At 73.5% G+C, this 23,115-nt stretch carries 23 protein-coding genes; 11 read left to right on the forward strand and 12 right to left on the reverse strand.

Annotated features, from left to right (window positions below; genetic code table 11):
* Positions 1 to 179 precede the first annotated feature (179 nt).
* From CG747_RS11830 to CG747_RS47140, 5 genes are all read right to left on the reverse strand, one after another.
* On the reverse strand, positions 180 to 1,841 hold the full coding sequence (locus CG747_RS11830; protein ID WP_100601655.1) for a peptide-N4-asparagine amidase: 1,662 nt from the start codon (positions 1,839 to 1,841) through the stop codon (positions 180 to 182).
* Between the two features lie 150 nt (positions 1,842 to 1,991).
* Positions 1,992 to 4,379: an ATP-binding cassette domain-containing protein gene (locus CG747_RS11835; RefSeq protein WP_308303771.1), complete on the reverse strand. Its 2,388-nt coding sequence runs from the start codon at positions 4,377 to 4,379 to the stop codon at positions 1,992 to 1,994.
* A 413-nt stretch (positions 4,380 to 4,792) separates the two neighbouring features.
* Positions 4,793 to 5,344 (reverse strand): sigma-70 family RNA polymerase sigma factor, encoded by a 552-nt coding sequence (locus CG747_RS11840; protein ID WP_100601656.1) that lies wholly within the window; start codon positions 5,342 to 5,344, stop codon positions 4,793 to 4,795.
* The gene (locus tag CG747_RS47915) at positions 5,341 to 6,579 is read right to left on the reverse strand and encodes a helix-turn-helix transcriptional regulator (RefSeq protein WP_180985493.1); all 1,239 of its coding nucleotides are present in this window, start codon (positions 6,577 to 6,579) and stop codon (positions 5,341 to 5,343) included. Before CG747_RS47915 ends, CG747_RS11840 begins: the two co-directional genes overlap by 4 nt.
* Before the next feature lie 243 nt (positions 6,580 to 6,822).
* Positions 6,823 to 7,152, reverse strand: coding sequence for a hypothetical protein (locus CG747_RS47140; RefSeq protein WP_146022066.1), 330 nt, complete (start codon positions 7,150 to 7,152; stop codon positions 6,823 to 6,825).
* A gap of 279 nt (positions 7,153 to 7,431) precedes the next feature.
* Here CG747_RS47140 and CG747_RS11855 point away from each other — a divergent pair, with 279 nt between their 5' ends.
* Positions 7,432 to 7,863 carry a protein-tyrosine phosphatase family protein gene (locus tag CG747_RS11855; protein WP_100601658.1) on the forward strand — a complete coding sequence of 144 codons (432 nt, stop codon included), beginning with the start codon at positions 7,432 to 7,434 and terminating at the stop codon, positions 7,861 to 7,863.
* A 57-nt stretch (positions 7,864 to 7,920) separates the two neighbouring features.
* The gene (locus tag CG747_RS11860; protein ID WP_100601659.1) at positions 7,921 to 8,322 is read left to right on the forward strand and encodes a DUF4345 domain-containing protein; all 402 of its coding nucleotides are present in this window, start codon (positions 7,921 to 7,923) and stop codon (positions 8,320 to 8,322) included.
* 267 nt (positions 8,323 to 8,589) lie between these two features.
* Here the strand turns inward: CG747_RS11860 and CG747_RS11865 are convergent, their stop codons facing one another.
* The 5 genes from CG747_RS11865 to CG747_RS11885 all read right to left on the reverse strand — a co-directional run bounded on the left by CG747_RS11865 (position 8,590) and on the right by CG747_RS11885 (position 12,929).
* Complete coding sequence (locus tag CG747_RS11865) at positions 8,590 to 8,883, reverse strand: hypothetical protein (protein ID WP_100601660.1); 294 nt, start codon at positions 8,881 to 8,883, stop codon at positions 8,590 to 8,592.
* Positions 8,880 to 9,605: an HNH endonuclease family protein gene (locus CG747_RS11870; protein WP_100601661.1), complete on the reverse strand. Its 726-nt coding sequence runs from the start codon at positions 9,603 to 9,605 to the stop codon at positions 8,880 to 8,882. The genes CG747_RS11865 and CG747_RS11870 overlap by 4 nt, the downstream gene beginning before the upstream one ends.
* Before the next feature lie 245 nt (positions 9,606 to 9,850).
* Positions 9,851 to 10,861: a DUF418 domain-containing protein gene (locus tag CG747_RS11875; protein WP_100601662.1), complete on the reverse strand. Its 1,011-nt coding sequence runs from the start codon at positions 10,859 to 10,861 to the stop codon at positions 9,851 to 9,853.
* A 125-nt stretch (positions 10,862 to 10,986) separates the two neighbouring features.
* Entirely contained in the window at positions 10,987 to 11,709 is a 723-nt protein-coding gene (locus CG747_RS11880; RefSeq protein ID WP_257980349.1) for a response regulator transcription factor, read from the reverse strand.
* Entirely contained in the window at positions 11,706 to 12,929 is a 1,224-nt protein-coding gene (locus CG747_RS11885) for a sensor histidine kinase (RefSeq protein ID WP_146022067.1), read from the reverse strand. The genes CG747_RS11880 and CG747_RS11885 overlap by 4 nt, the downstream gene beginning before the upstream one ends.
* Before the next feature lie 260 nt (positions 12,930 to 13,189).
* Here CG747_RS11885 and CG747_RS11890 point away from each other — a divergent pair, with 260 nt between their 5' ends.
* Entirely contained in the window at positions 13,190 to 13,786 is a 597-nt protein-coding gene (locus tag CG747_RS11890; protein ID WP_100601665.1) for a hypothetical protein, read from the forward strand.
* A 169-nt stretch (positions 13,787 to 13,955) separates the two neighbouring features.
* On the opposite strand, the gene CG747_RS11895 is transcribed toward CG747_RS11890, so the two are convergent.
* Positions 13,956 to 14,996: a DUF5954 family protein gene (locus CG747_RS11895; protein ID WP_100601666.1), complete on the reverse strand. Its 1,041-nt coding sequence runs from the start codon at positions 14,994 to 14,996 to the stop codon at positions 13,956 to 13,958.
* A gap of 154 nt (positions 14,997 to 15,150) precedes the next feature.
* On the opposite strand from CG747_RS11895, the gene CG747_RS11900 reads away from it, so the two are divergent.
* A complete protein-coding gene (locus tag CG747_RS11900; RefSeq protein WP_257980350.1) occupies positions 15,151 to 15,645 on the forward strand; it encodes an NUDIX hydrolase in 495 nt (164 codons plus the stop codon).
* A gap of 129 nt (positions 15,646 to 15,774) precedes the next feature.
* On the forward strand, positions 15,775 to 16,491 hold the full coding sequence (locus CG747_RS11905; RefSeq protein WP_100601887.1) for an N-acyl homoserine lactonase family protein: 717 nt from the start codon (positions 15,775 to 15,777) through the stop codon (positions 16,489 to 16,491).
* Between the two features lie 210 nt (positions 16,492 to 16,701).
* Here CG747_RS11905 and CG747_RS11910 read toward each other — a convergent pair whose 3' ends face one another.
* A complete protein-coding gene (locus tag CG747_RS11910; RefSeq protein WP_257980351.1) occupies positions 16,702 to 17,133 on the reverse strand; it encodes a maleylpyruvate isomerase N-terminal domain-containing protein in 432 nt (143 codons plus the stop codon).
* A 14-nt stretch (positions 17,134 to 17,147) separates the two neighbouring features.
* Between CG747_RS11910 and CG747_RS11915 the strand changes: the two genes are divergently transcribed.
* From CG747_RS11915 to CG747_RS11940, 6 genes are all read left to right on the forward strand, one after another.
* Positions 17,148 to 17,777: a C39 family peptidase gene (locus CG747_RS11915; RefSeq protein WP_100601668.1), complete on the forward strand. Its 630-nt coding sequence runs from the start codon at positions 17,148 to 17,150 to the stop codon at positions 17,775 to 17,777.
* Positions 17,778 to 17,987: 210 nt separating this feature from the next.
* Positions 17,988 to 18,239, forward strand: a complete 252-nt coding sequence (locus tag CG747_RS11920) for a hypothetical protein (RefSeq protein WP_146022068.1) — start codon at positions 17,988 to 17,990, stop codon at positions 18,237 to 18,239.
* Positions 18,240 to 18,404: 165 nt separating this feature from the next.
* Complete coding sequence (locus CG747_RS11925; RefSeq protein ID WP_100601670.1) at positions 18,405 to 20,054, forward strand: APC family permease; 1,650 nt, start codon at positions 18,405 to 18,407, stop codon at positions 20,052 to 20,054.
* Positions 20,055 to 20,388: 334 nt separating this feature from the next.
* Complete coding sequence (locus CG747_RS11930) at positions 20,389 to 21,183, forward strand: class I SAM-dependent methyltransferase (protein ID WP_100601889.1); 795 nt, start codon at positions 20,389 to 20,391, stop codon at positions 21,181 to 21,183.
* 58 nt (positions 21,184 to 21,241) lie between these two features.
* Positions 21,242 to 22,441, forward strand: a complete 1,200-nt coding sequence (gene rodA, locus CG747_RS11935; RefSeq protein WP_374701768.1) for a rod shape-determining protein RodA — start codon at positions 21,242 to 21,244, stop codon at positions 22,439 to 22,441.
* 229 nt (positions 22,442 to 22,670) lie between these two features.
* Complete coding sequence (locus CG747_RS11940) at positions 22,671 to 23,114, forward strand: hypothetical protein (protein WP_100601671.1); 444 nt, start codon at positions 22,671 to 22,673, stop codon at positions 23,112 to 23,114.
* Position 23,115: the final 1 nt, after the last annotated feature.

A 23,115-nucleotide genomic window follows, 5' to 3' on the forward strand; every position in this document is an offset into this window, starting at 1 on the left:
GGGCCTGCCCCGCCGACTGCGGTGAGTAGGAAACCTATTACGGAACGTGCGCCAAGAGGGAAGGCGGCGACGGCCCTCCGGCCACACTTCGCCGAAGTCGACCGAAAGTCAGCCCCCTTTGTTTCACTTTCGCGACGCAGCAAATGCCCGCGGCAACGCCGACCGCACCCATCATCGGCTCAGCAGCCGTACCGGTCCTCCGTCAACTCCCCCTGCACCGTGGCCAACGTCCGGTCGTAGCAGGAGCCAGGACCGTGCAGGCGGTAGCGCTCGCGCGAGACTCCGGTGGCGTGCCGCTGATCGCGGGGCACGTTCTGGTTGTACGCGGCGTCGCCGGTGTAGGTGTCGTCCAGCAGCGACCAGTCGGTGCGCCGTCCGCCGCGCAGGGTGGCGAGGTCCGCGCGGTCGCCCATGGTCATGGTCGTACGCAGCCGGTTGCCCGCGTCCACGGTCGTCGCGCCGTCCATGGTGTAGGTGCGCTGGGTACGGGTGGTGGTCGCGGGCCCCCGGCCGCCTACCGTCACCGTTTCCGCGTCGTGCCAGCGTGCCCGGAGCGCGTCGGTCGTCTCGTCCGCGTTCCAGCGGTGGGTGGAGTTCGCGGCGAGCCGGCGCGTGACGGTCGTGGTGACCCGGCCGTGCGAGGTGTCGAGGTATCCCGCGACCGTGAGCGCATGCCCGCCCTCGGCCGTCAACCGGCGCTCGGCGCCCGGCTCGTAGGCCGTCTTGTCGACCGGATCGCCCGCCTGGTTCGTGACCAGCGCGCCGGTCACCCGGGCCGCCCCGGCGTCCTGCCAGACGAGGATGTTGGTGGGGGTGCTCCAGCCGCTCTGCCCGGCCGGCAGCCCGGTGACCGACACCGCGACCTGGTGCGGACGCCCGTCGTTCAGCACCCCGGCGAACGGCGTGAGGTCGTATTCCAGCGGCCGGACGTCGAAGGCCCGCGGGCCGGGGATCACGTACCACAGGAAGGGATTGGACCAGCCGCCGGTCCACACGGTCGGGAAGGGCGCCGCGATACCGGCGAGCCTGCCGTCGATCCGCACCTGCACCTCGCGGTACGGGCCGTCCTTGGTGCGGCAGGAGTACGGCGCCGCGTCCGGCACGGTCAGGTACCAGAACTCCTCGCAGCCGCCGCCGGATCCGGTGGCGTACACCTCGGCGACGATGCGTTCACTGTTGCGCGGCGTGGTCAACTGACCCTGGTACACCGCGTCCTGGGTGTGGGCGCCCTGGAGGGTGAGGACCTTGTCGGGCGCGGCGGCCGCCTTCACGCGGCCCTGCGCCGCGTAGAAGGTCAGCGTCACCTTGACCTTGATGACGCCGGTGTAGGTGCCGTCCACGGTGTTGCCGATCAGCATCTCGACGGGCTGCCGCGCACGCAGCACGGAGGCGTACCGCGTGACGTCCTTCTCCACGTGCCAGGCGATGCCCTGGGGCGAGGGTTCCGGGGTCGAGGTGCGGAGGACCTCCACGCCGCCGATGTGCAGATAGCCGAGGCGGTCGAACTGCCGCCCGGCCACGGATCCTTCGAGCCTCAGGACGACCTTGCTCCAGCGGTGGCCGCACTTTTCGGCGTTTTCGGTGGTCTTGGGGCTTCCGGGGTCTCCGGTGTCGCCGGGCGGTATGTAGGTGCCCTTGTAGGGCGTGTAGTCACGGAACGCGGTGTCGGCGACCGTGACGCTGCAGGAAGGAGTGTCGGGGACGGACACGGGTGGACCCGCGGTGATCGGGTCGTGCCAGTCGTTGCCGAACTCGGTGGGCGGCGTCGCGGCCCCGGCCGGGACCATGCCCAGCACCAGTCCGACGACGGCGGCACACAAAGCGAGAAGCGCTCGTCTCATGGATCAGGAGTCAAGCGCCTCGTACTGCCGTGCACCAGTGCCCTGTTGGCCTGATCCCCCGCGCGGTGCCGCACTCGCCGCACTCGCCTCGGCCGTCGCGGCGCGCGAGCCGGGCCCGGACCGCCGGCGCGGCGGCCCGGGCCCGTCCCGTCAACTCCGGTCGGGAGAGCCGTCGACGGCCCCGCACAGCTCGACCTGGTGGCGGCGGACGGCCTCCGCCGCCCAGTCGCACATCGTCAGCCGGGGCAGCGTCCCGACGTCGAACCAGTGCAGCAGCACCCCCTCGGTGAGGGGCAGCACGGCCGCATCACCGTTCCAGTGCCCGAGGAACACCTGGATGCACCCGCGAACGGTGCCGTCCGGCCCCGAAAGCCGCAGCAGCGCGAACGGCACCAGGTCGGGCACCGTCAACCCGGCCTCCTCGCGCAGCTCCCGGGTGACCGCCTGGTAAGCGGTCTCGCCCGCTTCCGGGGCGCCGCCCGGCAGCGACCAGGTGCCGGGGTCGTAGATCACCTTGTGCGCGTCCCGGAGGTGGAGGAGGTACTGTCCGCGGTCGTTGACGAGCAGCGCCACGGTGCTGGTCACCTCGGGCCGGCGCGCCCCGTCCACGGCTTCCGCCGGATCCAGCGGGACCACCTCCGTGGCGAACGGGCCGTCCCCCTCGGGCCGGTGCACGTCCCGCGTGTGCTGATAGGTCCACAGTTCACGGAACATCCCCGGCTGCTCGACCAGTTCGGGGAACGTGCCGTGCTGCACCACCCGGCCCTTGTCCAGGACCAGGATCCGGTCGGCCACCGCCACATTGGTGAGCCGGTGGGTGATCAGGACCACCGCTCGGGTCTCCGCGACCTCCCGCAGACCGGCGAAGATGCGGTGCTCACCGAGCGGGTCCAGTGCGGAGGTCGGCTCGTCCAGGACGAGCAGTCCGGCCGGCCGGTGGAACGCCCGGGTGAGGGCGATCCGCTGCCACTGCCCGCCGGAGAGCTCCTGCCCGCCGAGCCAGTCGCGGGCCAGCACCGTGTCGAGCCCGGACCGCAGTTCGGTGACCACCTCGTCGGCACCGGACCGGGCGCAGGCGGCGTGCACATCGGCGTCGCCGCCCTCGGTGGACCGGCCCAGGGTGATGTTCTCGCGGGCGGTCAGCGGCCAGCGCGCGTATTCCTGGGGCACCAGCGCGACCTGCGTCCACATGGCGTGCGGATCGAGGTCGCCGGTGGGCACGCCGTCCCAGGTGACCGCCCCGGTGGTCGGCAGGTACAGCCCGCTCAGCAGCTTGGCCAGCGTGGTCTTGCCGCTGCCGTTGTAGCCGACCAGGGCGACGACCTCACCGCGCCGCAGGGTGAACGAGACGCCGCGCAGCGCGTCCTGAGCCGCCTCCTCGTACCGGAAGACGAGATCCCGCACGCGGATCTCGCGCGGGGCCGCGGGCACGGCGGTGCCGCGGCGCATCCGGAATCCGCCGGCCTCCGCCAGGAATTCCGACCAGTCGTCCATGTAGAGCCCGGTGCGCATGATGCGGGCGCCCCCGGCGACCAGGCCGCGCAGCGCCGACCCGACCGTCTGCAGCGCGAACACCGCGGTACCGGCGTGCCCGACGCTCATCCGGCCGGTGGCCAGCAGCCACACCACCGCGCCCCAGACCGCCGTCGACGCCAACCCGCCGCAGACCGCGCCCACCGCGGACATCCGCGCCCCGGTGTTCGCCGCGCGCCGGTCGGCGCGGTTGATGCGCTCGGTGATCTGGCGGTAGCGCCCGACGAGGAAGTCGGCCATGGTGCCGGCCCGGACCTGGTCGGCGGCGTACCGGTCGCAGACGTGCCAGCGCAGGATCGACAGCAGGCGGTAGTCGCCACCGGCGCGCAGCCGCGCGAGGTACCGCACCCGGGCCGCGCCCACCTGGGCCACCGCCTGGGGCAGGCTGGCCAGCGCCAACAGGGGCAGCAGCGCGGGGTGCAGCGCCGTCAGCACCGCCGCGCCGGCGGCCAGGGAGGCGACCGAGGCGATCAGGTCCTGCCCCTCCGCGACCAGGTCCTGGACGATCTCCGCACCCCGGTCCGCCGCCTCCTTGCGGTGGGTGAACCCGGGCGCGTCATACGCCGTCAACTCGACCTCGGTGACCGCCTTCAGCAGCCGGAGTTCGGCCTCCCGGGACATCTGCGGCCCCAATCGCGACGACAGCCAGACCACCACGATCCCGAGCGCGGCCCGCACCCCGGCGGCGACCGCCAGCAGGAGCACCGACGGCCAGGCCCCGAGCAGCCGTCCGTAGATGTCCCCGCCGGACAGCAGCGCCGTGATCGTCCCGCTGACCGCCAGCAGACCGAGCGCCTGCATCGCGCCCGAGGCGGCCTGGCAGAGAAGCAGTCCCAGGGCCGCCCAGCGGTCGATCCGCCAGGCCAACGCGACCGACCGCCGCACCAACTGCGGCAGCCGCCGCGCCATGTCCACCAGCCGGATCTGCCGCCCGGCCCGCTCCCGGCTGCCGGTCCGGTCGACGTACTGCAACTCCTCGCCGCCGGTCGGCTCCTCGCCGGTCACCGGCCCGGGTTTCTCCTTCCGTACCGGGTCGTCTCCCCCAACGCGTTTCATCCGCATGGTTCTCGTTCCCCTTCCACGGTCATCGGCTCGTGCCCGCCGCCGGCGCGGCACCGCCGGGGCGGCCGACCCCGTGGGGCGGGCCGCTCCGGATCCCGCGGTGTCAACCGCGCGCCGCGCCCGGACGCGCCACCGGAGGGGAATTCGAACGGAACCGGGCCCCGCTCAGGCACGGGCGTCCCGGCCCGCCCTCCTCCTCCGAGGCACACGAGGGGCACAGGTGCCCTAAAGAACGGCCCGCACGGGCCCCCGTAACGGGCAATCCGGGGGCACACATTGAACAGACGTTCCCCCGCTCGCGGGAGGCCGTGGGGGACCTGACCTCCGAGCACCTCCGACCACTCGAACAGCTCGGGTCACTCGTGCGGGGTATTGCGGGCGGGGCCCGGCAGGCGGCTTGCGGGCGGGTGCCCCATGGCCTCCGGCAGCGCCCGGCCGCGCCCCGCGGCCAGCGCGTAGCGGACCCGGCTGATCTCCTCCCCCATCGCCTCCGCGGTGTCCTCCACCGAGTGGCCGAGCACATCGTGCAGGACGAACGCGTCGTATTCCAGGGCGGGATGGCGTAACGCCGGCTGCGCACGGTGACGTAACGCCAGGTCCGCCAGGTCGCGCCCCGGCCCCTCGCTCCGCTGCCTTATGCGGGCGCTCACCAGGATCCAGGCACAGGCGGCCGGGTTGGGCCGGCGGACGATGTCGGCCCACCGGATGACGACCTCGCCCATCGCCTCTCCCAGGACCCGGGACGCGGCCGGTTCCGGCACGTGGGCCAGGGCATAGCCGAGATAGCAGGCATAGTGCAGGGCGTAGAAGGCTTCGAAGGCGGGCGGCAGGGCGACCGCGGGCGGAGCAGCGGGCGTCGCGGGCCGGCGGTCGCCCCGGGCCGGCGCACGGGAGACGGCCGGCGTCATCCGAACGCCTCGGCCCGCGGCGTACGGCGCTCCGGCGCCAACCCGTAGGAAAGACACGAGAGTTGGGTGAGCCTGGCGTGGTCCCAGAGCGGACGGATGTCGTCCGGACGGCCGTGCAGGACGCCGACGACCGCACCGACGGTCTCCCAGTCCGGGACCAGGGAGCCGTGCAGCAGCCCCTTGACCTCGCGCTCGGTGAGGGCGTTTCCACTGGAGAGGCAGATCTGCGTGGCGTCCGGGCAGGCCGCGGACAGGTACAGCCCGCGCAGTGCCGCGTGCAGGCTTCCGGCGCGGGCCGGGCGCCGCCCGTGGGCGGCGTCCCACAGGGGGCGGACGGCCTCCGGGTCGCCGCCGCAGGCGTGCACCATCCGGCGGGTGATCTTCCAGGAGGGGCTGCGCTCACCCGAGAGGATCCGGGAGATGTACGAGGCGCTCACCCGCACCTCGTCCGCCAGCGCCCGGAGCGTCTTGTCGCCGGCGCGCTGGAGGTGGGACAGGGCCGAGGCGAGCGCGGTGCGGGAGTCCTGGCCCGGTGGCCCGCTGTCCGGCCCGGCCGCGTCGCCGCCCGCTCTGCCCCCGCCTTCGCCACCCTCGCCCTCCGGGTGCGCGCGGCGCGACGGGGAGGTGCGGACGACGACGGCCCGGCGCCGCTCGGCATCCGTCCGGACGGCGGGCGTCAGCGGGTCCGGGCGGCCCGGGACGGTCGGCTGGTCCGGGCGGCCGGGGACCGGCGGCGGCTCCGCGCGGCCGGCGGGCGGCGGCACCGCCGCGGTGGCGGCGAGCGCGGCGCGCCGCGCCCGCCGCTTGGTGATCTTCCGGGCGATGCTCTCCGCCGTGTACGCCCGGCCGACCTTGTCCACCGTGACGTGCAGGGCCTCGGCGATGGCCGGGCCCCTGTGCCCGCGGTCGCGGGCCTGCTGCACCACGGCGGCGGTCACGCAGTCCAGGTCGCTGCTGAGCTCGACGACCTGCCGCAGTCCGGCGAGCGCGTCGCCGTCGCGTATCTGGGTCCGCAGCACGGCGATCCGGCAGGCCATGTCGTCGGCGACCTGGCGGGCGTCCTCGTCGTGGGACTTGGTGTCCGGCGTCCGCTGCGAGCTGCGGATCTTGCGGACGGCCCGGCCGCAGGAGTCGCTGCAGTACTTCCGGCGCCGCCCGGGACCGGACCCGCTCTCCACCTCGTTGGGGCAACCGGTCCTGGCGCAGGGGACCGGTCCAGGATCCTTAGGAGTCATCAGCTGTAATCCTTCTGGGGGATGTGCCACCGTGAACTCGCCGCAGAATTGGGCGATTTGCGGTTTGCCGGCCGGCTTCGCGGCCGTGCGCCGCGGGCCGTCCGGCGCCGCGGCGCGGCACCGGCACCGCGCCGGGTGGCCCGCCGCGGCACCGGAAGGACCTCCGGTGCCGCGGCGGGCCCGGGTCTCGGACCACCGTCCGCGCGCAGTCCGCCGGGACGGGCGGCTGCGCCCCGTACCGCGTCAGCCGGCTCGTCGGCGCTGGTGGCGGAGACGGGGGCGGCAGGCGGCGATCAGCACGGCCAGCGCCACGGCCGGCACCCAGTGGGCGTCGGCACCGCGCACCAGGATGTTCCCCAGATACGGAATCGCGAGGAACGCGCCCAGCGGTGCGGTGAGTTGGACGTCGCACCGGATACCGAACCGGACCGCGGACCGGCCGCCCACCGGGTCGTTGACCGGGAAGTCACGCCGGTCCTCGGTTTCAACCGGGCCCCCGCGAGGGATGTTAGCTTCGTAGCGCTTCAACTGGGCTGCCTTCAGGCGCCAGTGAGGTGTTCGGTCAGGGGGCATCTGTCGCTCCTTGAACGAGATGGATGCGAATGAGTGGCCCTGGCACCGGTTCCCAGCCTTGCCAGGGCCACCTCGTGTCCCGGGACGGTACATCGTCACAGAACCGATCCACCAACGCTACAGTCGGTTAATGGCACGATTGCGGTTGCCGTTGCCTTTCCAGTTGCGAATCCAACCTCGCCGCAACACCCGTTCGACCTCTTCCCGCGGGCGGGCGCCCCTTCCCCCGACTCCTCGACTTCCCGCCCAACTCCCCCTCCGGAGAACTAGGGTGAACGGGTGCGCGAGACCTGGAACGCCACCGACCCCGGAGTCCTCCAACTCCCCTCCGGCCGACTGATCCGCGGCCGCGGCCTGCGCCGGCCGCTCCCGGACGGCCCGACGCCCGCCTACGCGGTCTATCTGCTCGGCAAGCAACCACCCCAAGTCCCTTGGGAGACACAGTGGTTGCGCTGGCCGGACTTCCGCCTGCCGAGCGACCGCGCGCAGGCGCGGCGGGTGTTCCGCGAAGCGTGGGACCGCTCGGCGGCGGAACGCGTCGAGCTAGCCTGCGGCGGCGGCCGCGGCCGGACCGGTACCGCGCTGGCCTGCCTCGCCGTCCTCGACGGCGTGCCCGCCGATCGGGCGGTGGAGTTCGTCCGCCGGCACTACGACCGGCACGCCGTGGAAACCCCTTGGCAGAAGCGGTACGTCCGCGGCTTCGCACCATGACGGGTCCGCTGCACCGCAGGACGAGCCAACGCCCGGACGACGAGGAGGACGGTGCGCATGGACAAGGCGAAGGCGCTCAAGGGGCTGGCCTGGGTGATGGGGGTGGCCTGCGTCGCGATCGGCGCGTACCACCTGGTGCTCGGTATCGCCTCGGTGCCGGGCGAGGAGCTGACCGGTGCCACCGTCGACAGCCGGGAGCGCTTCTACAACGCGATCTTCCTCGGGTTCGGGCTGGCCTGGCTCTGGGCGGCCCGGCAGTCCCCGATCCCGTCGGCGGCGGTGCGGCTGCTGACCGCGGTCTTCCTGCTCGGCGGGGTCGGCCGGGTGCTGTCGCTGCTCGCCCACGGCTGGCCGCACTGGTTCCAGATCCCCCTGTCGGCCCTTGAACTCCTGCTCCCGCCGCTCTACTTCTGGCTCGCGGACGCCGACGAGAAGGCGGCCGCGGCGGGACGCGGCTGACGCACTTCGCTGGTGCGAAGGCGGGGCCGCTGCCAGTGCCGGGTGGTATCCCTGGGGACACGGAGAACGAGCCCGCCGATCCAACCGATCCCACCGATCCCGTCGATCCCGTCGATCTCACCGGTCCCGCCGGCCTCGCCGTGGTGCGCGCCGCGCGGTCCATCGGGCACGGGTCATGGGTCATGGGTCATGGGGCATGGGGCATGGAGCACGGGGGCCGCGACCGTTCGGCCGGGCCCCCGTCGGGGTGTCCGGTGGGCGCCGGCGTCAGGGACGCGGGGCGGTACCGGGCATCTGGGCGGCACCGCCGGCGCGCACCGCCTCCAGCGCCGCCCGGTGGAGCGCGTCGATGCCCCCGGGCGGAATCCGGACAGAGCCGCCTTCGAGGTCGTAGGACTCCTCGGCGCCGGTGTACTGGATGACGACGCCGGCGGTCCCGTCGCCCCTGGCGGTGGTGGTGACGGTCAGGTCGCCGGTGATGACGCCGACCTGAACCGTCATCGCGCCACCGGGGCCGGCCGTGACCCGGTCGGTGAGTGCGTGGTGCTCGGGGGTGGTCACTGTTCGCAGGTGTCCAGCATCTCGGTGAGCTTGTCCTTCTCCGGTTCGGTGATGTTCAGGTGGTAGAGGTGTTTGACGTCGGTCCAGGCGCGGGCGTAGGTGCACCAGTAGGCGTGCCGCGGCGGGGACCACTGGTCCGGTGACTGGTCGCCCTTCTGCCGGTTGGAGGAGGCCGATACGGCGATCAGCTGGGCGTGCACGAGGTCGTTGGCGAACGCCCGGCGCTCGGGGGTGGTCCACTCGTCGGCACCGGAGCGCCAGGCGTTGGCCAGCGGCACGATGTGGTCGATGTCGAGCTGGCCGGAGACGTGGAAGACCTTTGCGTCGTACTCGCTGAACCACGTGCCGGAAATGGCCCGGCACTTCTCGTCCTGCTTGACGTCCTCCCCGTCCCGGGCGAGGACCACCTCGCGGGTGTCGCATTCCCCGTACTGCTTGATCCAGTGCGGGAATTTCGCGCGGCTGTAGCCGTTCATCGAATGCGGGGCCGCGATGTGCAGTCCGGCGAGTTCGGCGCGTGCCACCGCCTCGGACGGTGGCTCGGGGAGTTTCAGCGGGACGGTACCGAACGCGGCCTCGGCGGGCCGCAGTTCGGGGGCTGGGGCGGGGGCAGGGCGCGGAGCGGGATCGGCTATCGCCGGGGTCGAGGCGACGGGGAGAACCGCTGCGATGATCAGGGCCGTTGTGGTGGCGGCGCGGCGCCACCAGGTATGGGTCGACACCCGGAGAGCATCACCAGGCGAAACGATTCCGCATCCCGGCATTCACTCCTTGGTGGGTAAATTCGGGAGTCTTGCATTCCGATGCGAATGCGGCCGGTACAAAGCGCGCCCCGCCCACGGGAAATGGCCGCGGCCCGGCACCGGGAAGTACGGATTTCCGGCGGCCTTCCGACGGCTTTCCGGCAGTTTTCCGACGGCCGGCCGCCGTCCCCGGCAGGGCACGCCGCCGGGCAACGCGGTCCCGTTCAGCGGCGGTTGGGAACCCGTTCCCACCAGGTCACACAGCGCAGGCACCACTCCACCGGGCCGTACCGGAAGCGGGCCAGCCACCAGCGGCCGAAGAGCGTCTGGACGGTGAGGATCACCGGGGCCGACGCCATGGCCGCGCCCCAGTGGAGGGAGTGCCGCAGACCGAGCACCGGGGCGGCCGCGACGACCAGGAGGGTGGCGGTCAGGTAGTTGGTGAGCGCCATGCGGCCGAGCGGTTCCAGCACCGCGGACAGGGGGGTGCCCAGCCGGGTGCGCAGCAGCAGGAGCAGGGTGGCCGCGTAGGCGACGGCGGCCAGCAGTCCGGCCCCGGCGGCGACCCGGGTGGCGTGGGCATCGGCACGATCGATGGCGTACTGCCACCAGACCGCCGCCGCCGCGAGCGGCGCGGTCACCGCGAGCACCGCGGCGAGCCGGCCGGTGCGGTGCTCCAGGGCGCGCGGCAGGCCCAGACGGGCGCCCGCGAGGCCGAGGAGGAACAGGCCCGGGATCGTGGGGATGCCGCCCGAGGCGAGCGTCACGGAGGCGAGGGTGAGGGCGGCGCCGGCCCCGAGGACGAGCGGGGTGGGCAGCCAGGTGGCGGGCAGCAGCACGATCAGCCCGATGACGGCGTAGGGGGTGAGCGCCTCTCCGGGGTGCAGCAGTTGGTGTGCCGCCCCGAGGACGCCGAGCGCGGCCAGGCGCCGTACGAGGAGCAGCCGCGGCCGGTCCGAGCGGCGGGCGGCACCGTCGAGGAAGAGCGCGAAGCTGATGCCGAAGAGGAACGAGAAGATCGGGAAGAAGCGTTCCTGGACGGTGAGGTCCAAGAGGGCGCGGACCGGGTGCAGGCCCCCGGTGCTCGGCCCGAAGCGCATGTCGGTGATCTGCGGGACGTTGACCAGGAGGATGCCGCACAGCGCGAACCCGCGGAGGGCGTCCAGGGCGCGGATGCGGTGCCGGCCGGGCGCCGGGGCCGGTGCGGGCGGTGCCGGGGTGGAGGTCTGCTGCATGCCTCCACGGTCGGCCGGCGGGGGCGCCCGTGGCCTCTGCCGTTCGGCCGAAATCGCCCGGTCGCCCTCGGCCGAACGGCCGACCCTGCGCCGGGCCCGCGGCCGGGTAGGGCGGCGGCCGGTGGTCAGCGGGACCGCACGGCGCCCGTTTCCCAGGCCCAGGCGGCGATCTCCACGCGATTGCGGACGCCCAACTTGGTCTGGATGCTCCCCAGGTGCGTCTTCACGGTGCCGAGGGAGAGGTGGAGCTCCTGGCAGATCTCCTGGTTGGTGCGCCCCCGGGCGACCAGTCCGGCCACGTCCATCTCACGGTCCGTGAGCGGTCCCGCGGGTGGTCCGCCGGTGTCCGCGCCGGGGGCCGCGCCCTGGTGCGGGCCGAGCCGTTCCAGCAGCCGCAGCGTCACCGACGGCGAGACCAGCGCGTCGCCGCGGGCCGCGGCCCGGACCGCCTCGACCAGCAGGCCGGGGCCGGCGTCCTTGAGGAGGAATCCGCAGGCACCGCCCTGGAGGGCGCCGTAGACGTAGTCGTCCTGGTCGAAGGTGGTCACCACGACGACCCGCAGCGGATCGGTGGCGTCCGGTCCGGCGAGGATCCGGGTGACGTCCAGGCCGTCGAGCTTGGGCATCCGGATGTCCACCAGGCAGACGTCGGGCCGCAGCCGCCGGGCGACCTCCACGCACGCCGCGCCGTCGGCGACCTCGGCGATCACCTCGATGTCGGGTTGGGCGTCGAGGATCAGCTGGAAGCCGGTACGGACCATCTCCTGGTCGTCGGCGATGAGCACGCGGGTCGCGGGGGCCCGGTGCGCGGATTCCGGCGCGGGTGGGGACGTCGGGTAAGGGCTCACGGTTCCGATCGTGCCATGCCGGCGTCGGCGTCCGGGCCCTGGTCGAGCACCGGGAACGTCGCGGTCAGCTGCCAGCCGCCCTCCGGCGTCGGCCCGGCGGTCAGCGAGCCGCCGACCGCCTCGGCACGTTCGCGCAGGCCGACCAGTCCGAAGCCGCCGCGGCCCCCGGCGGGTGCGGCGGCGTGCTCGGCGGACGGGCCGTTGCTCACCTCGACGGCGAGTTGCCCGGTGCGGAGGGCTGCGCGGACGGCCACCGTGGACGCGCCTGACGCGTGCCGCCGCACGTTGGTCAGGGCCTCCTGCACCGCGCGCTGGACGGAGGTCTCCACTTCGGGTGCGAGGCGGGCGCGGCGGGCGGCTGCGCCGATCCGGACCGTGGCGTCCGGTCCGCCGCCCCGGGAGAAGTCGGCGGCCAGTTCGGCCAGCGCGGCGTAGAGCTCACCGGGGCGCACCGCGCGGCCCTCTTCCTCGCGCAGGACCCGGACCAGGCGGCGCATCGAGTCCAGCGTCTCCAGTCCCGCCTTCTCGATCCCGAGCAGCATGGTGTCGACGCGCTCGGGGGCGGTCTCACGGATCGTCCGGGCGGCCTGGGCCTGGATGACGATGCCGGTCACGTGGTGGGCCACGAAGTCGTGGAGGTCGCGGGCGAGTTCCCGCCGTTCGCCCTCGCGTACGGCGACGACGGCGCGGGCCCGGCGGGCATCCAGGGCCCGCAGGTAGCAGCCCAGGCCGAGGGCGGCGCCGACGGCGAGGGTGAGGAGGAAGGCGAAGTTCACGAATTCGCCGCGGTGCCAGAGCCGCAGCGGGGCCGCGACGACGGCGGTGCCGAGTGCAGCGCACAGGACGACGGCGACCCGCGGTGGTTCGACCCGCCGGGCGGTGAGCACGAGCAGGCCCAGCAGCGCCCCGGTCTCCGGCAGGCCCCACGTCCCGGCGGCGCTCCGGCCGGGCACGAGAGCGAGCGCCACGGTCACCGCCCACGAGCCGGCCGCCGCGACCGCCGACCGGCGTCCTGCGGTCGACCACCCGTCGGGCATCAGCAGCAGCGTCGCGAACAGCGGCGCGGTGGCCAGGGGGACGAAGTCCGCCGCGCTGTGCGGATAGCCGGTCAGTGGTTGGACGCTCGCCCAGTCGGCCAGCCAGAACAGGGCGAGGACCAGGGACAGCGAGCCGGTGGCCATCCACCGGGCCCGGCGCGGGAAGGGTGCGTGACGTTCCACTCCGGCAGGTTACGCAGGCACCGGCGCGCGACGGGTCGGCCGAACGGCCGACCTGCCCGGCCGCCCGCGGTGGCAGGTCACGGTGCGGGCGGGCGTGCGCCGAACGTCGTCAGCGGCGGGAACGATGCGGGGCCCGCCTTCACCGCGTACGTGGTCGACGACCGGTGCGGGGGGGGCGGATGACGCGGGGTCCGGTTGTCAGTGGCCGCCCGTAAGGTCGTCTCATCATCCTGCTTCGGTTTCGACAGTGACGAGGGACCATGTTCGAAGAGCGGCTCGCCGAGTTCTCCCGCGAGCGACTGGACGGCCGTCCGATCCCGGACGACTTGCGCGCGATGCTGGAGGCGGAGTGGGGCGGCCGCACGGAGATAGCTGACCTGCTGGGCCTCACCTTCTTCGAACCCGGGCAGCTCCACCCGCTCCTCGACACCAGCTACCTCAGCGAGAAGGAGCGCGCCGACCCCGAGATGCAGGCCGTCAACGCCGCGGCCGCGGAGATGGCCCGGTACGTCAAGCTCGTCGCCGAGGGCGGCAAGGGCTGGATCGGCTACTGGCACCACCCGGACGAGCCCGCGGACGGCCCCACGCCCCTCATCGAGCTCGACACCGAGTTCACCTACTGGAGCATGGCCGGCCGCACCCTCGCCGAGGCATGCGCCGCCGACCAGGCCGAATACCATGACGAGCCCGATGAGCGGCGGGCGTTCGCGCTGCTGTCCGCCCAGCTCGCCGAGTTCGGTCTGCCGCTCGGCGTGACCGACTACGACGCCCTCGACGAGCTGGAGTTCACGGTGGACCCGGAGGAGCTGACCGACGACCTCATCGACGCCGAGCGGGCCCGCCGCGGTCTCGGCTGAGCGGTGGTGCGGCGCGGGGTGTGCGGGCCGTGGCGGCCGTGGTCGCCGGTGCGGGCGGGGGACGGCGCGCAGCGGGCGGCAGGGCGGCGGCGCCCGGGTGCCTGATCGTCGCGGGGGTGCCGGAGGGGAAGTCGAGGGTGCCGACGCCGAGGGCCGGGCTCGCCGGGGCTCAGCTGTCGTAGTGGAGCGTGCCGTCCTCGTCCATGGTCGGGTGGATCTTCGTCGGGCCGTAGTCGTCGACGTCCGACGGACGGGGCGACTCCGGGCCGTCGGGGCCGGTGCGGACCATCCGCTCGATGCGGCAGATCTGGAACGCCTTGTCGCCCACCCGCACCTCGTTGGCGCGGCCGGCGGCCTTGAACTCCTCGGCGGCCTGCGCGTAGCGCTGCCGTTCCGCGTCGCTGAACTTGTAGACCTCGGGCCAGAATTCGACCATGGCGTCGGCGAGCAGCCGCCGTGCCTCGTGCGGGGTCGGCATCAGCGCTCCCCGCGGTTGCCAGCCCCCGTGGCGGCGTTCGGCCACGCCGAAGCCGACCGGCAGCAGGACGACGTCCGGGTAGGCCGTGCGGGCGCGTTCGGACTCTTCGCGGACGGCGGTGGGGAAGCGCGTCCCGGAGTAGGCGAAGCCCTGGAGCGCGACCTTCATGGCCGCGGCCATGGGGCTGGTCTCGCGGCCGGGGACGAGGGCGAAGTCCCGGTCCGGTGACGGGGTGGTGCCGCACCGGCCCTCCCAGGTGCGGTCGACCGGTTCGAGGTCGGTGGGCCGGGGTGGTTCCAGACCGCTCCGGCCGGTGCGGGCGAACTCGTCGCCGCGGACGACCCGGTAGCGGGCGTCGCAGACCGTCAGTTCGTCGAGCGGTTCGCTTTCCAACCGCGCGACCGCGGCCAGCAGTTCGCGCCGCACGGCGGGATCGTCGGTCTCGTCCTTGGCCTTGAACCACAGGTGGGAGTTGAGGGTGTCCCGGGTGTCCTGCGGGGTTCCGTCCGTGACGGGTTTCAACAGGCGCCATTCCGGCTCGTGTTCGGGCTTCCGCGCGGGGTCCGCGGGGTCGAGGACGGCGAGACCGAAGACCGGGCCGCGGAGCGCGAGGTCCGGATAGCGGCGGGAGGCGTCCACGGCGTCCGCCTCCGCGACCCACTCGGCAGGGTCGTCGCGCCGCATCAGGTCCTGGTGCAGCCGGTCGATCTGTCGCTTCCAGTCATCGGTCATGCGCGCATTGTGGCCGCTGTACGCGCCGGGTTCGGCCTGAACGGTGGATGTGACCCACTCCTGTGGGTGAATGTGCGGGAAAGTGTTGCCGCCCCGGGATCGGGGCAGGTCGCCAAAGAGCCGAGAAAGGCACGGGATGGGCAGCGGAACGGGCATGGATACGGGTGCGGTGACCAGCCGGCAGCGGGGGGACCGACCGCCGCAGGCGCAGACGGTGTTCGGGGTCGGCGTCATCGTGCTGGACGCGGACGGGCGGGTCCTGCTCGGTCTGCACCGCGCGGGGAGCTGGGAGTTGCCCGGCGGCAAGGTCGATCCGGGCGAGGGCGTGCGGAGCACCGCGGCCCGGGAGCTCCACGAGGAGACGGGTCTGCGCACCGCACCGGACGATGTGCGGGTCTTCGCGATGCTGCACGACGACGTCCAGGGGCTGAACCGCATCTCGATGGCGTCCCTCGTCACCCGCTTCGAGGGGACGCCGCACGTCGCGGAACCGCAGCACATCAGCCGCTGGGAGTGGCACTCCCCCACGGCGCTGCCCGGGCCGCTGTTCACGCCGTCCGCGCAGATCCTCAGCGTGTGGCGCCCGGAGTTGGCGATCGCCGCTCCGGCTGCGCACCGGCTCGATGTGATGTGCGTCGGGACGACCTGACGGAGCCCGGGCCGGTCGCCTGTGGGCCGGACGCCGATGGGGCGGGCGCGGCCACCGTTGACCGTGGAGTCGGCGGTGGCCGCCGGAAAGCGGCTGCGGACGGCCGGCCGGTCCGGCGACCATGGGGGCATGCAGACGACCTCAACGCATCCGGCGGTGCACCGGCTCGACCTGGGCTACTTCGTCCGACCGGCGTCGGAGACCGGCGGCCCGGAGCCCCGGGTGGAGCCCGCGCTCGCCTACCTCGTGAAGCACGACCGGGGGCTGCTCCTCTTCGACACCGGCATCGGAGCCGCCGACCCGGAGACCGAGGCGCACTACCGCCCGCAACGCCGCCCGCTCCAGGCCGCGCTGGCCGGTGCCGGCGTCTCCCTGGCCGACATCTCACTCGTCGTCAACTGCCATCTGCACTTCGACCACTGCGGCGGCAACCCCCTGCTGGCCGGGAAGCCCGTCCTGGTACAGGACGTGGAGCTGGCCGCGGCGCGGCGCGGCGACTACACCATCGACGAGCTGATCGACTTCCCCGGCGCGTGCTACGAGGAGCTCGCCGGGGAGGCCGAGATCTGGCCGGGCGTCCGGATCGTGCCGACGCCGGGCCACACCGACGGGCACCAGTCACTGGTCCTCCACCGCCCCGACGGCACGGTGGTGCTGGCCGGTCAGGCGCATGACTTCGCGTCCCACTACGCCTCCGACCAGCTGGCCCGCCGAGCCGCCCTGGACGGCATGGCGCCGCCGCTCCCCGGCTACCGCCGCTGGCTTGACCGGCTCGCCGCATTCGACCCGCGCCGGGTGTACTTCGCCCACGACTGCTCGGTCTGGGAGCCGCCGCGCGCCGGATGACGGGGGCCACGGGGACGGGTGCCGCAGCGGGGAAGCCGAGGCCGCCCGGCCGCGTTCAGGCGACCGACTCCGCTGCCTCGTCCCATCCCGGCACCGGTGGCAGCGGCCACACCGGCGGGACCGGCAACCGCCCGACGGACACCGCCGTCCCCTCGGTGGCACCCTCCGCGGCGGGCCCCTGCGCCGGTGCGCAGCCCGGCCCGGCGCCGGTCACCACGACCGTGGCGTCCGTGGCCCGGCCGCTGAGCCAGCCGAGCAGGACCGGAGCTCCGCGGCCAGTGCGTCCGCCGGGCGCGCCGCCGCCTCCGCCACCGCCCGCGCCAACGCCTCGCTCCCGGCCCCGGGTCCGGGCTCAACTCCGTTGCGGGCGACGGCCAGCAGCCAGGTGTACGCCTCGGCACCGCGCGCCACGTGGGCGAGGACCTGGCCGCGGGTCCAGCCGGGGAGCCGGGACGGTGCGCGCACCTCGGCGTCGCCGAGTGCGGACAGGGTCGCGTCGAGGCGGGCGCCGGACCGGGTGAGTTCGTCGATGAGCCCCGCCGGGTCCGCCGGTCGCACGGGGGGCTCGGGCCGGTTCGGGTCGTCGGGCTGCGGCATGCTGCGGGACACCTCGTCCCCTCCTGATTCGGCGCGGTCGGTCATCGGTACTCTGCACCATGACCACCGACGCCACCCTCGTCCACCCCGTCCCGTACCACTCCCAGTGGGCCTCGCCCGAGCTCGTCCCCGCGATCCTGGCCGGGACCATGTCGGCCGCCGAGGACCCCCGCTGGCCGGAATACGGGGCCGAGAGCCCGGCGGAATACGCCTGGTGGTCCTGGCGCCTGTGCGGGATGGCCTGTCTGCGGATGGCGTTGGAGTTCTGGCGGAAGTCGGCTCCGCCGGCCATGCACCTGGCCGCCGAGTGCCTGGACGCCGGGGCCTACGTGCGCCGGGCGGACGGCCTGGACGGCCTGATCTACGCACCGTTCGCCGCCTATGCGGAGCGCCGTTGGGGCCTGATCGCCGAGTCCCGGCCCACCCTCCCCCGGACGGAGCTCCCCGCGCTGATCGGCGCCGGCCGACTCGTACTCCTCTCCGTCCACCCCGCCATCCGGGACGCCGACCCCGAACCGCCGCAGCGGGGCGGGCACCTGGTCCTGGCCGTCGGCGTCACCCCGGACCACGTGGTGATCCACAATCCCTCCGGACTCCCCGGCCGTTCCCAGGAGTTCGCGCACGTCGCGTGGCAGGCGCTGGACCGGGTGTACGCCGGGCGCGGGGTCGTTCTGGGGCAGCCGGAGTAGTTCGGCCGGTTGCCCGCCCGCCCTGGTGGTTGCTTGGGCAAGCAGTCAGGTAGCTGCCGCCGGGTACGCGTTCGAGTCGATGCCGGACGGCACCCCAGCCGCGCCCGCGGACGATGCGGATCCCGCACGCCGTCAAGCCGTGTCACGACCTCGCGGGCGCGCCGCTGCCCCCGTGTGGGTGATGGTCAACTCCCCTTCCCACCAGGGAACATGGAGCAAGGCACGGAGGGAGGGGTGGCGGATATGCGGGAGAGCGGCAGCGCACGGGACGGGCGCCGGTGCGTCCCGTTGGGGGCCATCGGTCTGACGCTCGCGCTGGCCGCCAGCGTCGCCGGGATCGCCTGGGCGGTCGGCCTCGACGAGACCGGCGTGGAGGTCGCCCCGCCCAGCAGCGACACCCTCCGCCCCGCCACCACCGCTCCGGCGCCGGCACCTGCCGGCTTCCCTCCGGCCCGCCCGTAGCGCCCGCGGGGCAGTCGGCGCCCGGCCGCGGCACGCCCGGCGCGGCGTGCCTGCTCTCCTCTCGGCCGTCCTGAAGTATTGGGGCAAAAGGGACGTGTGCCCGCTCAGGCCAGCGGGCGCATCGTCACCCGACGCACCCGACGCAGCAGAACGAGGGCACGCCCCATGCAGATGCACCAGCCGCCCGCACCAGCCGCGCCCCGCAATCCCGGTCTGAAACGGGAGATCGGGCTGATCGGGCTGATCTGGACCTCGGAGGGGTCCATCATCGGATCCGGATGGCTGTTCGGGGCGCTGTTCGCGGCGCAGGCGGCGGGCACCGCGGCGTTGGTCTCCTGGGGCATCGGGGCCGTCGCCATCGTCATCCTGGCGTTCGTCCACGCCGAGCTGGGAGCGATGTACCCGGTCGCGGGCGGCACCGCGCGCTTCCCGCACTACGCGTTCGGCAGCGCGGCCGGCGCGTCCTTCGGCTGGTTCTCCTGGCTCCAGGCGGTCACCGTGGCGCCGATCGAGGTGATGGCGTCGCTGAACTACCTCAGCGTGCACGCCCCCTGGGTGCAGACCGGCAAGAACCACCTCACCCCGGCCGGGTACGGGCTCGCCGTCGCCTTCATGGCGTTCTTCGTCCTCGTCAACTTCTTCGGCATCAGATGGCTGGCCCACACCAACAGCGTGGCCACCTGGTGGAAGGTGGCCGTCCCCGTCGTCACCATCATCGTGATGGGGGCCGCCGCCTTCCACCCCGGCAACTTCGGGTACCAGGGGTTCGCGCCCTTCGGCGCCAAGGGCATGCTCTCGGCGATCAGCACCAGCGGCATCATCTTCGCGCTCCTCGGCTTCGAGCAGGCCGACCAGCTGGCGGGCGAGAGCCGCAATCCGGCGCACGACATCCCGCGGGCGGTCATCGGCTCGATCCTCATCGGCGTGCTGATCTACGTGGCGCTCCAGGCGGTGTTCATCGGGGCGCTCCCGCGCAGCGCGTTCGCGCACGGCGGCTGGGCCGACCTGTCGTTCACCGGCAAGGCGGGGCCGTTCGCCGGCCTCGCCACCTCCGTCGGACTCGGGTGGCTGGCGACGCTCCTCTACATCGACGCGGTCATCTCGCCGTCCGGGACCGGCCTGATCTACGTGACGGCCACCTCCCGGGTCTCGTACGGGCTGTCCCGCAACGGCTATGTGCCGGAGGTCTTCGAGCGCACCACCAGGCGCGGTGTGCCGTGGTTCGGTCTGCTGGTCGCCTTCGTCATCGGGCTCGTCGTCTTCCTGCCGTTCCCCACCTGGCAGAAGCTGGTGGGCTTCGTGACCTCGGCGAGCGTGCTGATGTACGCCGGCGCCCCGCTCGCCTTCGGGTGCCTGCGGAAGCAGGATCCGGACCGGCCGCGTCCGTACCGCCTGCCCGGTGGGCTGTTCTGGTCCCCGGTGGCGTTCGTCGTCGCCAACTTGATCATCTACTGGGCCGGTTGGGACACGCTGTGGCGCCTCGGCGTGGCGATCGTCCTCGGCTATCTGGTCCTGGGCGGCTCGGCGCTGCTGAAGCTCAACCCCAGGGCACCGCACCCGGACTGGCGGCACGCGCAGTGGCTGCCGGTGTACCTGCTGGGCATGGGGGTGATCTCCTGGCAGGGCGGCTTCTGCAGCACCGGTCCGGCGTCCAAGGTGTCCTGCGGTGCGACGGACGCCCTTCCGCTGTGGTGGGACATCGCGCTCATCGCTGCGTTCAGCCTCGTCGTCTACTTCTGGGCGCAGGCGGTGCGGCTGCCGGACGAGCGGACGCAGGAGTACATCGGGTCGGTCGAGGTGGTCTCCGGGGCGTGAGCCCTCCAGGCGGGCCGGCGGCACGGAAACCCGTTCGGAAACCGGGCCCGGCGCGGCGGGGAACGGCCCCGTGGCGGGGTGGGGCGGGGTGGTGGGCGGCGGTTCCGGTGGAGGGTGGCGGGGTGGGGCGGCGGGCCTGGGCGCGGTGCGGCAGACGGGCCGCGGGGCGCTCGGGCCGACGGGTCCGACCTGGCCGTTCGGCGCGGTCCCTCGTACTCTCGGCCGGCAGGACCGAGCCCGTGAACGGGGCTCGGCGACGCGGGGACGGGGTGGGTGGATGGGCGAGGCAGAGGGGTTCGCGGAGCCGGGGCGGGAGGCCGGCGGCGACGGGCGGGTGGAGCGGAACATCCGGACGGTGGAGGACGTACTCCGGCTGCTGGACGGGCTGTTCGCGCCGGGGGCCGACCGCTGGACGGCGGATGCGGCGGCCTGGTGGGACGGCTTCTACGCGGACCGCGACCGTCCGGTGCCGTTCTTCGTGGCGAAGCCGGACGAGAACCTCGTCGAGTACCTCGACCGCGGGCTGGTCACCGCCGGCCGCGCACTCGATCTGGGCTGCGGTCCGGGGCGCAACGCGCTGCACCTCGCCGCGCGGGGCTTCGAGGTGGATGCCGTCGACCTCTCCCCGGCGGCCCTCTCCTGGGCCGAGGACCGCGCCCGCGAGGCGGGGGCGGCGATCCGCTTCCACTGCGGGGACGCGTTCGCCGCGCTCGCCGACCCGGGCGGCACCGCGGGCAGCGGGCTGAGCGGCCCGTACGACCTGATCTACGATTCCGGCTGCTTCCACCACCTGCCGCCGCACCGCCGCGTCAGCTATCTCGCCCTCCTCGACCGGGCGTTGGCCCCCGGCGGCCACTTCGGTCTCACCTGTTTCGCGGCCGGGGCGATGGGTTCCGAACTGCCGGACGCCGACCTCTACCGCGGGTCCGGCCTGCACGGCGGTCTCGCCTACACCCCCGAGGCGCTCCGCGCGCTCTTCCCCGAGCTGACGGAGGTCGCACTGCGCCGGATGCGGGACGAGCCGCCGGAGTCCCCTTCGTACGGGGCGGCTTTCCTGTGGACGGCCCTGTTCCGGCGCGGCGCGGGCTCCGCCGGGGCGAACGCACCGACACACCGCACGTTTTCATAGTTGCGCAACTTAGCGGAGTACTGTCCTGCCTGTCGTGGCTCCGTCCGGACAGGAGGCCCTGGTGAGCGTCGTCAGCTTTCCCGTGCGCGGGACCACCCGCGCCAAAACGGCCTGGGGCCGGATCCTCGGGCGGGGGTCCCTGCTCCGCCGGCTCGACTGGATGTTGTTCGGAGCGGCCTTCGCGCTCTCCGCCCTCGGTGCGCTGCTGGTCTTCTCCGCGACCCGCGGCCGGATGCAACTCAACCAGGGCGACCCCTACTTCTTCGTCGTACGGCACCTCGTCAACACCGGCATCGGGCTCGCCCTGGGGGCGCTCACCCTCTGGTACGGGCACCGGCGCCTGCGCGACACCGCGGCCATCCTCTACGGCGTCACCGTGCTACTGGTGGCGCTGGTGCTGACACCGGTCGGCGCGACCATCAACGGCTCCCGGCGGTGGATCGTGATCGGTGGCGGCATGTCCATCCAACCCGCCGAATTCGTCAAGGTCGCGATCATCATCGCGATGGCGGTGGCGCTCACCGCCCGCGTGGACGCCGGCGACCTGAGCCAACCGGACCGGCGGGGCATCGTCCGGGCGCTCGCCCTGGGCGGGTTCCCGGCGGTACTGATCCTGCTCACCCCCGACCTCGGGCAGGTGCTGGGCGTCGCGGCGATCGTGCTGTGCATGCTGATCGCGGCGGGCGCGCCCAAGCGGTGGATCCTGGGCCTGCTGGGCATCGGCGTGCTCGGCTGCCTGGCGGTGTGGCAGTTCCACCTGCTGGACCAGTACCAGCTCAACCGGTTCGCGGCGTTCGCCGATCCCGCGCTCGATCCGTCCGGCGTCGGCTACAACACCAGCCAGGCGCGGATCGCCATCGGCGCGGGCGGACTGACCGGCTCCGGGCTCTTCCACGGGGCCCAGACCAACGGCCAGTTCGTGCCCGAGCAGCAGACCGACTTCGTCTTCTCGGTCGCCGGGGAGGAGCTGGGCTTCCTCGGAGCGGGCCTGATCATCGCGCTGATCGGGGTGGTGCTGTGGCGGGCCTGCCGCATCGCACGGCAGTGCCCGGACCTCTACGGCACGGTCGCCGCGGCCGGGATCGTCGGCTGGCTGGCGTTCCAGGCGTTCGAGAACATCGGGATGAACCTCGGCATCATGCCGGTCACCGGCCTGCCACTGCCGTTCGTCAGCTACGGCGGGTCGTCGATGTTCGCCGGGTGGGTCGCCATCGGACTGCTCCAGTCGATAAGGACCCAGCGGGTGATGTCGGCCTGAACGTCGGGGCGGTGCGCCGCGGCCAGGCGGCACCGCGATGATGACGGCGGTGTCGGCCGGGAGCCGCCCCCGGTCCGGGCCCGTGTTGCCGGGTCGGGCCGGACCCGCCGGGCGGCTCCGGTACCGCCGGAGATCCAACAGCCTCGCTTTGCAGCAGCGTTGAGACATTCCACGCCTCTCTCCAGGCGCGGCTGCCTCTAGAATCCTGCGGTAACGCGAAAGGTGGCCCATGACGATCACGGGGGACGTCATCGTCGTCGTGCACGACGAGCACGCCGACGACCAGGAACTCGACGAACTGATCCGGCAGTTGCACGAGGAACTGCTGCGCCTCGACCTGCCCGACGTCGAGCGCGGGCAGAGCACCGGTGCCACCGGTGGCAAGAGCGGACTGCTGGCATCGCTCGGCACGCTGGTGCTCAGCGGCGGCTTCTCGGTCGCCGTGCTGCGCTCGGTCACCCGCGTCGTGCGGGACGTGGTCCAGCGCAGCGGAGCCCGCAAGGCCGTCCTGGTCAGCGGGAAGAACCGGCTGGAGATCCAAGGGGCGTCGAAGAGGACCACCGACGCGGCGGTGGCGGCCTGGATCCGGGCGGTGGCCGACGGCCCCGACGCCGTGCCGGGCGGAGCGGCATCCGGGCCGTCGGCACTGGAGGGCACCACGGGGGACGCCTGAT

It is taken from the genome of Streptomyces sp. CB02959 (assembly GCF_002803155.1).
Classification (GTDB): Bacteria; Actinomycetota; Actinomycetes; order Streptomycetales; family Streptomycetaceae; genus Streptomyces.